The organism is Xanthomonas sp. SHU 166 (genome assembly GCF_000364685.1).
In the GTDB taxonomy this organism is placed as follows: domain Bacteria; phylum Pseudomonadota; class Gammaproteobacteria; order Xanthomonadales; family Xanthomonadaceae; genus Xanthomonas_A; species Xanthomonas_A sontii.
On record NZ_AQOJ01000134.1, the window covers coordinates 1 to 11118 of the forward strand.

Genomic DNA, 11118 nt, shown 5'->3' on the forward strand with positions numbered 1-11118 from the left:
CTGCTGACGCTGGACGTGGCCGCCGACGGCAGCGCGCGCGACCGCCTGTGGGCCGCGCGCCGCGCGCTGTCGCCGGCGCTGCGCACGATCCGCCCCGGCAAAATCAACGAAGACGTGGTGGTGCCGGTGTCGCGCATCCCTGAGCTGGTGGCCGGCGTGGAAGCGCTGGCCGCCGAGTTCGACCTGCCGATCGTGGCCTTCGGCCATGCCGGCAACGGCAACCTGCACGTCAACATCATGTACGCGCCGGACGACGCCGCCGAAACCGCGCGCGCGCAGGCGGCGCTGCCACGGCTGTTCGCGCTGGTGCTGTCGCTGGAAGGCACGCTGTCCGGCGAACACGGCATCGGCGTGGCCAAGCGCGACTACATGGACCAGGCCTTCAATGCCGCGACCCTTGACGCGATGCGCGCGATCAAGCGCGCGCTGGATCCGGATGGGATCCTCAATCCGGGGAAGGTATTGCCGGGGTGTTGAGGTGACTCGGGATTTTCCCCGAGTGCGGAGTATTTGCGATTGCACTGTGGGAGGGACTTCAGTCCCTCCCACAAAATCGGATGGATCGCCGCTTCGGCAAGGCCGGCTTTCCTTTAAAAACTCACCACTTTGTTATCGAATCGCTCGACGGTGATTTGGCTCCGGACATCATTCTGCAGTCCCGAGTCCCGACGAAAGTCCCCCTGCAACATCAGGCAGGAGCACGCCACGTTAGCCATGGCACTGCACGCCGATGAAGCGCAGCCCCACGCCCGGCTCGGTGGCGATGTAGCGCGGGGCCACCGCGCTGTCGCCGAGTTTCTGCCGCAGCTTGCCGACCAGGATGCGCAGGTAGTGGGTGTCGTCCTGGTGGGTGGGGCCCCACAGTTCGCGCAGCAGTTGCGGCTGCGTCACCACGCGGCCGCTGTGCCGGAGCAGCAAGGCCAGCAGCGCGTATTCCTTGCGGCTGAGCGGCAGCGCCTCGCCGTCCAGGCGCACTTCGCGCAGCCCCAGGTGGATGTGCAGGTGGCCGTCGTCGAACACCGGCTCGGCCTCGCCAGCGACGGGCTGCATGCGCAGCAGCACGCGGATGCGCGCCATCAGTTCCTGCACGCCGAACGGCTTGGTCACGTAGTCGTTGGCGCCGGCGTCCAGCGCCTGCACCTTTTCGTCCTCGCCGGCGCGCACGGTGAGCATGATCACCGGCACCGACGACCATTGCCGCAGTTCGCGCAGCACGCTGTGCCCGTCCTGGTCGGGCAGGCCGATGTCCAGCACCACCAGTTCGGCGCCGTGCGCGGCCAGTTGCGCCAGGCCAGCGGCGCCGGTGTCGGCCTGCAGCACGCGGTAGCCCTGCGCGCGCAGGCTGATGTCGAGGAAACGGCGGATCTGCGGCTCGTCGTCGATGACCAGCACGCGCGGCGGCGGAATCGGATCGGCGTGGGACTCAGTCGGCATCGGGGCGGGACGGCGGCGCGGCGGGTTCGATGAGCGGCAGGGTAATGCGGATCGTGGTGCCGCGGCCATCGGGACCCGGCAGCGCCTCGACGCTGCCGCCGTGCGCGCCGATCATGCCCTGGCAGATGGTCAGGCCCAGGCCGGTGCCATGGCGGCCGCGGTCGCCGCGCTCGACGCTGTAGAACATGTCGAAGATGCGCGCGCGCTCGTCCTCGGGAATGCCCGGGCCGCGGTCGCTGATGTCGATGCGCAAGCGGCCGTCGACCATGCCCGCGGCGACGCGGATCGCCGCATCCGCCGGCGAGAACTTGGCCGCGTTCTCCAGCACATTGAAGATCGCCTGCTCGACCAGCGCCGGGTGCACCCACAGCGTCGGCAGCTCGGCGGACAGGGCGATGTCCAGGCGCACCTGCGGCTGGTAGCGCTGCAGGCGCCGCGCGGCCGAGCCGATCAGTTCGTCCACGCCGATCCAGTCGCGGTTCAAGGTCAAGCCGGTGTGGCCGAGCCGGGTCATGTCCAGCAGGTTCTGGATGTAGCGGTCCAGGCGTTCGCCTTCCAGTTGGATCGTCTCGAGCAGGCTGCGGCGATCGTCCGCGTCCATCGCCTTGCCGTAGCTGGACAGGCTGCTGGCCGCGCCGATCATCGCCGCCAGCGGCGAGCGCAGGTCGTGCGAGACCGAGGACAGCAGGGCCGAGCGCAACCGCTCGGTCTCGCCGCTGACACGGGCACTCTCCAGGTCGGCGACCAAGCGCGTGCGCAGCGCGGCCTGGCCGATGTCCTCCACCATCGCCTCGGCCAGGCGCTGCTGCTCCAGGCCCGGGCGCTGCACGCCGGCGCCGAAGCGCAAGCCGACCACGCCGATGGTGCCGTGCTCGTGGCGCACCGGCAGGAACCACCAGCTCGCGCCGGCCAGCGTATCGGTGAAGCGACCGGTGGCCTGGCCGTGGCGCTGCGCCCAGTCGGCGGCGCTGCGGTCCACCGCGGCCATCGTCGGCGCGTAGTCGTCGGCGCCGTCATGCGCGCGCTCCAGCGGCTGCAGGCGCAGCCAGGCCTCGGCATCGAGGGTGCCGGCGAGCGCGCGGCGCCCAGCCTCCAGCACCTGGCCGAGGTCGGCGGCACTGGTCAGTTCGCGGCCCAGCCGCTGCAGTGCGGTGGTCTGCGCGTTGACCGCGCGCAGCGCCAACACCTGCATGCGCAGGCGCGAGGCCAGGCGCCCGGCGACCAGCGCGGCGACCAGGAACAACAGCACCGTGACCACGCCCTGGCGCGCGCCGATCTGGAAGGTGAAGCGCGGTTCGATGAAGAAGAAGTTGTAGCTGAAGAAGCTCAACAGCGCCGCCAGCACCGCCGCGGTCATCCGCGTCTTCGACGCGACCATCACCACCGCGACGATGAACACCATCGACAGGTCGTCGATGCCGACCCAACTTTCGGCGATCCAGGCGACCACCACCGCCAGCGCCGAGGCCACCGTGGCGAACAGCAGGTCGTCGCGCGACAGCCAATGCGCGGGGCTGCGCCAGCGCCGCCGCGCCCGCGCGCGCGCTTCCGGCGAACTGATGATCACCAGTTCGTAGTGCGCGCCGCGTTGCAGTAGTTGCTGGGTCAGCGTGCGGTTGATCATGCGCGCCAGCGGGCGCTCGCGGGTGCGGCCCAGCACCAGGGTGGACACGCCGCTGCGCGCGGCATGGTCGAGCAAGGCGTCGGCGACGTTGGCGCCGTGCAGCAGCGCGGCCTCGCCGCCCAGCCGGCGCGCCAGCGCGAAGGCGCGGTCGATCTCCAGTTGCCAGTCGGCATCCGGCTGCGCCTGGGTCTGCACGGTGACCACCGTCCACGGCGCGCCGCGGCGCTCGGCCAGGCGCCGCGCCACCCGCACCAGGTAGTCGGACTGGCCGCGCCCGTCGATCGCCACCATCACCGTGCGCCGCAGCGCCACGCTGGTGCGGCCCTGCGCGGCCTGCACGTCGCGCAGATCGTTGTCGACGCGGTCGGCGGCGGTCTGCATCGCCAGTTCGCGCAGCGCGGCCAGGTTCGACGGCGAGAAGAAGGCCTGCAGCGCCTGCCCGGCCTGCTCGGGCAGATACACCTTGCCCTGCTGCAGGCGTTCGATCAGCTCGCGTGGCGGCAGGTCGACCAGCACGATGTCGCGCAGGCGATCGAAGATCGCATCGGGCACGGTCTCGCTGACGCGCACGCCGGTGATGCGGTGGACGACGTCGTTGAGGCTTTCCAGGTGCTGGATGTTGACCGTGCTGTAGACGTCGATGCCGGCGTCGAGCAGTTCCTGTACGTCCTGCCAGCGCCGCTCGTGACGGCTGCCCGGCGCGTTGCGATGGGCCAGTTCGTCCACCAGCACCAGCGGCGGGCGGAGCGCCAGCAGCGCATCCAGGTCCATCTCGTCCAGGGTGCGGCCGCGATATTCCAGGCGCCGCCGCGGCTGCACGGTGAGGCCCTCCAGCAGCGCCGCGGTCTCGGCGCGGCCGTGGGTCTCGACCACGCCGACCACCAGGTTGCTGCCCTGCTGCTGCAACTGCCGCGCACGCGACAGCATCGCGTAGGTCTTGCCGACCCCCGGCGCCGCGCCGAGGAACACGGTCAGGCGCCCGCCGCGCTCGCGCTGCAGTTCGCCGATCAGGGCGTCGGCCTGTTGGGTGCGGGGGTCGGGCATTTGGAGCTGGGAATGGGGAATAGGGAATGGGGAATCGCAGAGCGCAAAGCCTACATGGCTGCGCGATTTACCGCTGTTGCTCCTGCTTTTGCCCATTCCCGATTCCCGTTTCCCCATTTCCGGCCGCGTCCAAGGCCAAATTCAGCGCCAGCACGTTCACCCGCGGCTCGCCGAGCAGGCCGAACTGGCGCGGCTGGGTCTGCGCGGCGACCAAGGCGGCGACGGTCTGCGGCGACAGGCCGCGCGCCGCGGCGACGCGCGCCACTTGGATGTGCGCCGCTTCCACGCTGATGTCCGGGTCCATGCCGCTGCCGGACTGGGTGATCAGATCGTCCGGCACCTGCGCCGGGTCGATGCCTTCGCGCGCGGCCACCGCCTGGCGGGTGGCGTCCAGGCGCTTGCGCAGGTCGGGGTTGCTGCGCGCCTGGTTGCTGCCGGCCGCCGACATCGGATCGTACTTGGCGCCGGATGGACGCGGCTGGAAGTAGCCGGCGGCGGCGAACGGCTGCGCCACCAGCACCGAGCCGACCACGCGGCCATCGTGGCTGCGCAGGCTGCCATTGGCCTGCTCGGGGAACAGCGCGCCGGCCAGCATGGTGGCCAGCAACGAGTACAGCGCGGCGGACGCGAGCACCAGCAGCGGCAGCACCAGCACCGCGCGCCAGCGCATCGGTTCGCGGGGGGAAACGGAGGACACGGTCATGGAGGCAATTCCGAAAGAGCGTAGAGATCGGCGCCGGGGTCAGCCCAGCGCCACCAGCAGCAGGTCGATGGCCTTGATCCCGACGAACGGCAGCAGCACGCCGCCCACGCCGTAGATCAGCATGTTCCGGCGCAGCAGCGAGGTCGCCGAGGACGGGGTGAAGCGCACGCCGCGCAGCGCCAGCGGGATCAGTGCCGGGATCACCAGCGCGTTGAAGATCAACGCCGCCAGCACCGCGTTGGTCGGGCTGGACAGGCGCATCACGTTCAGCGCGGCCATCTGCGGGATCGAGGCGGCGAACAGCGCCGGCAGGATCGCGAAGTACTTGGATACGTCGTTGGCCAGCGAGAAGGTGGTCAGCGCGCCGCGGGTGATCAGCTGCTGCTTGCCCACTTCCACCACCGCCAGCAGCTTGGCCGGATCCGAATCCAGATCGACCATGTTGCCGGCCTCCTTGGCCGCCTGGGTGCCGGAGTTCATCGCCAGGCCGACGTCGGCCTGGGCCAGCGCCGGCGCGTCGTTGGTGCCGTCGCCGACCATCGCCACCAGGCGTCCGCCGGCCTGCTCCTGGCGGATGCGCGCCAGCTTGTCCTCGGGCGTGGCCTCGGCGATGTAGTCGTCGACGCCGGCCTCGGCGGCGATGGCCGCGGCGGTGAGCGGGTTGTCGCCGGTGATCATCACCGTCTTGACGCCCATCGCGCGCAGCCGTGCGAACTTCTCGCGCACGCCGTGCTTGACCACGTCCGACAGCTCGACCACGCCCAGCACGTGCCGGCCCTCGGCCACCACCAACGGCGTGGCGCCGCTGCGCGCGACCTGCTCGACGCGGCTCTTCAGCTCCGCCGGCACCTGCCCGCCCAGCGCGGTGACGTGGCGGATCAACGCATCGGCGGCGCCCTTGCGGATCGACCGCGGCGGCTGCATGCCGTTGGCCGGCAGGTCGACGCCGGACATGCGGGTCTGCGCGGTGAAGGCGACGAACTCGGCGCCGGCCGGATCGGCCGGCGGCAGGCCCTGCTCGCGCGCCAGGCGCACGATCGACTTGCCTTCCGGGGTCGGGTCGGCCAGCGACGACAGCATCGCCGCCTCGCGCAGCTGCGCCACGTCCACGCCACTGAGCGCATGGAACACGGTGGCCTGGCGGTCGCCGTGGGTGATGGTGCCGGTCTTGTCCAGCAGCAGCACGTCGACGTCGCCGGCCACTTCCACCGCCTTGCCCGACTTGGCCAGCACGTTGGCCGACAGCGCGCGGTTCATGCCGGCGATGCCGATCGCCGGCAGCAACCCGCCGATGGTGGTCGGGATCAGGCACACCAGCAGCGCGATCAGCAGCAGCGGATCCACGTGCACGCCGACGAAGCCGGCGATCGCCGGCAGCGAGGCGACCACGATCAGGAAGGTCAGGGTCATCGCCGCCAGCAGCATGGTCAGCGCGATCTCGTTCGGCGTCTTCTGCCGGTTGGCGCCTTCCACCAGCGCGATCATCCGGTCCAGGAAGCTGTGGCCCGGCTCGGCGGTGACCTTCACCAGGATCTCGTCGGACAGCACCTTGGTGCCGCCGATGACGCCGGAGCGGTCGGTCCCGGCCTCGCGCAGCACCGGCGCCGATTCGCCGGTGACCGCGGCCTCGTTGATGGTGGCCAGGCCGTGCACGATCTCGCCGTCGGCGGGGATCAGCTCGCCGGCCGAGACCACCACCAGATCGCCCGGGCGCAGTTCGGCGGCGGGCACGCTGGTCTCGCCGTCCAGCCGCACACTGGCGACCCGGCGCGCCACCAGGTCCTTGCGTGCGCGCCGCAACGAGGCGGCCTGGCCGCGGCCGCGGGCCTCGGCCACCGCCTCGGCGAAGTTGCCGAACAGCACGGTGACCAGCAGGATCGCGGTCACCGCCCAGCCGAAGCCGGCCGGGCCCTGGCCGGACACGGTGATCAGCGCCGACAGCAGCGTGCCGGCGAACACCACGGCCATCACCGGGCTGCCCAGCAGGTGCCGCGGCGACAGCTTCAGCACGCTGTCGCGCAAGGCCGCGCGCAACGCCGCGGCATCGAACAGCCCAGGCCGGCGCGCCGGCGAAGAGGCCACGGAAGTAGAAGGAAGCGGGGTGCTCATCGTCGTCGTCTCAGTGCGCGGCCAGGGTCAGGTGATCGGCGATCGGTCCCAACACCAAAGCCGGCGTGAATTGCAGAACGGTCAGGATCGCGATGACCGCGATCAGGGTCAGCGCGAAGGTCGGGGTTTCCACCTGCAGGCTGCCGCCGGTTTCCGGCGCCACCCGCTTGCGCGCCAGTTGCGCGGCCACGATCAGCGGCACGATCAGCGCCGGATAGCGGCCCAGCAGCAGCACCACGGTGCAGCTCAGGTTCCACCACGGAATGCCGTCGCCCAGCCCCTCGAAACCGGAGCCGTTGTTGGCGAACGCCGAGGTGTACTCGTAGAACACCTGGCTGATGCCGTGGAAGCCGGGATTGGAAGTCGCCGAGATCGAGGCCGGCAGGGCAAGGGTGATCGCGGTGAAGCCAAGCAGCACCAGCGGCTGCAACAGGATCAGCAGCGCCAGCAGGCGCACTTCCGGCGCCTCGATCTTGCGCCCGAACAGTTCCGGGGTGCGCCCGGTCATCAGGCCGGCCAGGAACACGCTCAGCAGCAGGTACACCAGGAACTGCTGCAGGCCGCAACCGATGCCGCCCCAGATCGCGTTGATCAGCATGTTGACCATCGCCACGCCACCGGTCAGCGGCGCCAGCGAATCGTGCATGGCGTTGACCGAGCCGTTGGAGGTCTGCGTGGTCAGCGACGACCAGGCCGCCGAGGCATCGACGCCGAAGCGCACCTCCTTGCCTTCCATCAGCGCGGCACTGCCGGGCGCGTGGCCTTCGGCCCACAGCGACACCGCGGTGGACGCCAGCGACATCACCAGCATGCTGCCGAACACCAGCGCGGTGAACTTGCGGCGCCCGGTGAACGGGCCGACCATGAACGCCACCGCCACCGGGATCAGCACGATGCCCAGCATCTCCAGCAGGTTGGAGAACGGCGTGGGATTTTCCAGCGCCATCGCGCTGTTGGGGCCGTACCAGCCGCCGCCGTTGGTGCCGAGCTGCTTGATCGCCACCATCGCCGCGACCGGGCCGAGCGGGATCTTCTGCGTCTGCTGGCCGGCGCTGGCGTCCAGCGGCGTGGCGACCGGACCGGCCGCCAGCGTCGAAGGCACGCCCTGCTGGGTCAGCAGCAGCGTCCACAGCAGGCACAGCGGCAGCAGGAAGCGCAGGGTCGGACGGATCACGTCGGCCCAGTAGTTGCCGAGATCGACCTCCTGCGCCGTCTCGCCGCCAGTCGCGGCTGCCTTGCGCGCCGCATCCTGGCCACGCCCACCGAACAGGCCGCGCAGCGTCGCCGCGACCAGCGCCAGGCCCATCATCGGCGTGATGAACTGCAGGCCGACCACGCCCACCGCCTGCGACAGGTACGACAGCTGCGCCTGGCCCGAGTAGTGCTGCTGATTGGTGTTGGTCAGGAACGAGACCATGGTGTGCAAGGCCACGTCCCAGCGCATGTTGGGCACCGCATCCGGATTGAACGGCAGCCAGGCCTGGGTCACGAACAGCACGAACACCAGCACGCCCAGCACCAGGTTGCTGGCCAGGAACGCGCCGGCATAGGCGCGCCAGTGCATGCCGCGCGCCGGATCGGTGCCGAGCAGGCGGTACAGCGGGCGTTCGATCCAGCCGAACAGCGCGTCGCCGCGCATCGGCGCCCCGCGCATCACCTTGGCCAGGTACAGGCCCAGCGGCCATCCCAGCAGCAGCGCGAGCGCATAGACAAGCAATGTATCGATCATGGAAGTGGCACTCGGCTCAGAAATCTTCGGGGCGCAGGATCACGTACAGCAGGTAACCGGCCGCGACGATCACCGCCACGCCGCAAACGAACGAAAGCCAACCGCTCATGGTCTCAACTCCGAAACAAAGGGACGGCCCGCCGCAGGGCAGGCCGCAATCGTGTGGGAACACTGCCGTACGCGGCATGCGCACGGAGGCAGAAGGGAAGCGCAACATGGCCACGCACGCCGGGTCGGACAGGCCTTCTGGCCCAGGCCGGCATTATCGAAGCCGTCGCCATAAACTCTCCGTGGCGAAGGCGCGCGGCACGCATAAATTCTGCGTAAAACCGCGCGACTCAGGCGCGTGCGCCACGTCTGCCGGCGCCGCTCCGCCGCCTGCACGGCAGCGCGCGCCGACCTCAGTAATGCAGGATCGCGTCGATCAGCGCCGTCGCCTGATGGTTGCGGCGCCCGCCGTCGTAGGCGGGGAAATCGTAGGCGTGCTCGTAGCGTAGCTCCGGGCGGATCTCCAGATCCTGCGACACCCAGTGGGTGAGGCCGATGGTGTGGCTGGAGTAGCGCGTGGCGAAACCGGTGCGCTGGCCGTCGTGGTCGTTTACGAACTCGTTGCGGATCGCCAGCATGTCCGACGCGCCGAGCTGGATGTTGACGTAGTTGACGATGGCGTCGGCGCTGCTGCGCCCCAGCGGGAAGTCCGGCGCCTCGCCCAGCGCATAGCCCGGGCGCCCGGTCGGCGCGTGCGACTGCGACGGATCGGTGGCCAGCGCCTGGTCGCGCACGTAGATGTGGTAGGCCTCGGTGAGCATGTGCACCTTCGGCGAGAAGCGGTGGCCCCAGGTGAGCACGAATTCCTGCAGGTTGTTGTAGGTCTGCGCGGCGTTGTTGTACGACTCCACGCACGGATACAGCATGTCGTCGTTGCTCTTGGAGACCCAGCGCAGGCAGGCCTGCGCGCTCAGGCGGCTGGTCGCGTCCCAGATCGCCGAATCGTCGCCGCCATGCACGCCGAGCTGCAGCGTCCACTGGTCGTTGAGCTTGGTGGTGGTGAGGATGCCCATGTTGGTATAGGCATCGACCGTGTACAGGATCGAATGGGTCAGCAGGTAGTTGTTCGGCGAGAACTGCGCCTCGATGTCGGGCAGCGACAGGTAGCGGCCGACCGTGACCAGCATGCCCTGCGCCACCGACGGCAGGTACAGGTCCACGTGCGCGATCATCGGATCGTTGCCATAGATCTCGCCGTTGAGCGCGCTGTTGGGCTGCGGGTGGTGCAGCAACTGGTCGCTGGTGACGCCCTTCATCGTGGTGTAGTGGTAGTCGTAGCCGTACAGGTCGTCGAGGTGGAAGCCCCAGTCGACATGGTCGGTCTGCACCGTGTCCGGCACGCGCTGCAGGCGGATCAGCGCCTGGTTGAACTCGCCGCGATTGGGCCGCGTGGAGTAGGACAGCGGGTAGTTGCTGCGCGAGGACGTGCTGGCGTTGAGCGAGGGATTGATCCAGCCGTACAGCTCGATGCGGTTGCGCTGCATCCACTGCCCCACGCGCGTGCACGCCAGCGCCTTCTCGACCGGGTACTGTGCGTTCTCGTTGGGCACGCCGACCGGGTAGTCGACCGCGCCGAGCTGCCATTCGGCCGACGGAAACGGCGGCGAGGAGAACGGCGCCGCCAGGCCGCGGCGCGCCGGCGTCGGCGCATCGGGATCGGCCGGCTGCGCATCCTCGCGATAGGCCGAGGCCAGGCGCGAGAAGAAGCCATTGGAACAATCTGCGCTGCGTGCCAGCGGCACAGGGGCGGGCTCCGACGCCGGCATCGCCTCCGACACGGGCGCAGCCAGGCCCACGGCGGCGGCATCGCTGGCGCACAGCACGGCCAGGGACAGGAACAGGAACAGGAACAGGAACAGGAACAGGGGATGGAACTTCATGGACATCGCGACGTCGGCTCGCAACGAGCCGTCCTTCGTTGGGTGGAGGGAGGCAACGGCGGCGCGCCGCCTCACGCGCACGCGCCATCGCCGGCGATGCGCCGGGTCGCGCATCGCGGGGAGGAAGTTGGAATGCAGCGCCGCGGTGGTGGCGGCGCTATGTCGTCAACGCGCGTGCAGTGAACGCGCGCGGCCGTGTGGCGGCGGATGCTGCAGCGCGCTGCGGCAGCCATGGTGGTGTCGCGGCGCACGCGGCATGGCCGCCACGCGGACGCGGACGGCACGCCGTTGCGTCTGCGGCAAGCGGCGCCTGCAGGCGATCGGTGCGGCCTGCGACACGCTCAAGATTGCAGCCATCGATTCCACGCAAGCATCCCCGTCGTCAGCGCGGAAAGTATAGGAATCGCCGAATATCTTCGTTGCAAAGCGCAGGTGGGTTCGAATAAAAGCTGCGTAAATTCGTGTGCTGTGCTGTGCTGGCGTGGTGTGCGCGCTATGTGGCAATGCGTGGTGCCGTACCCTCATCCGCCCCTGCGGGGCACCTTCT

At 69.8% G+C, this 11118-nt stretch carries 8 protein-coding genes; 1 reads left to right on the forward strand and 7 read right to left on the reverse strand.

Annotated elements, in window-relative coordinates:
- The coding region (locus D180_RS05210; RefSeq protein WP_017911969.1) for an FAD-linked oxidase C-terminal domain-containing protein at positions 1-477 on the forward strand (477 nt) is incomplete at its 5' end.
- 231 nt (positions 478-708) lie between these two features.
- Here the strand turns inward: D180_RS05210 and D180_RS05215 are convergent.
- The 7 genes from D180_RS05215 to D180_RS05245 form a co-directional block, all read right to left on the reverse strand.
- Complete coding sequence (locus tag D180_RS05215) at positions 709-1434, reverse strand: response regulator (protein ID WP_017911970.1); 726 nt, start codon at positions 1432-1434, stop codon at positions 709-711.
- Positions 1424-4102, reverse strand: a complete 2679-nt coding sequence (locus tag D180_RS05220; protein WP_017911971.1) for a sensor histidine kinase KdpD — start codon at positions 4100-4102, stop codon at positions 1424-1426. The genes D180_RS05215 and D180_RS05220 overlap by 11 nt, the downstream gene beginning before the upstream one ends.
- Positions 4103-4169: 67 nt before the next feature.
- Positions 4170-4772, reverse strand: coding sequence for a potassium-transporting ATPase subunit KdpC (gene kdpC / locus D180_RS05225; protein ID WP_017911972.1), 603 nt, complete (start codon positions 4770-4772; stop codon positions 4170-4172).
- Positions 4773-4844: 72 nt separating this feature from the next.
- Positions 4845-6914, reverse strand: a complete 2070-nt coding sequence (gene kdpB / locus D180_RS05230; RefSeq protein ID WP_043090518.1) for a potassium-transporting ATPase subunit KdpB — start codon at positions 6912-6914, stop codon at positions 4845-4847.
- A 10-nt stretch (positions 6915-6924) separates the two neighbouring features.
- Positions 6925-8643: a potassium-transporting ATPase subunit KdpA gene (gene kdpA / locus D180_RS05235; RefSeq protein WP_017911974.1), complete on the reverse strand. Its 1719-nt coding sequence runs from the start codon at positions 8641-8643 to the stop codon at positions 6925-6927.
- A 16-nt stretch (positions 8644-8659) separates the two neighbouring features.
- The gene (locus tag D180_RS05240; protein WP_010341961.1) at positions 8660-8752 is read right to left on the reverse strand and encodes a potassium-transporting ATPase subunit F; all 93 of its coding nucleotides are present in this window, start codon (positions 8750-8752) and stop codon (positions 8660-8662) included.
- Positions 8753-9044: 292 nt separating this feature from the next.
- Complete coding sequence (locus D180_RS05245; protein WP_043090519.1) at positions 9045-10577, reverse strand: outer membrane beta-barrel protein; 1533 nt, start codon at positions 10575-10577, stop codon at positions 9045-9047.
- Between the last annotated feature and the right edge of the window lie 541 nt (positions 10578-11118).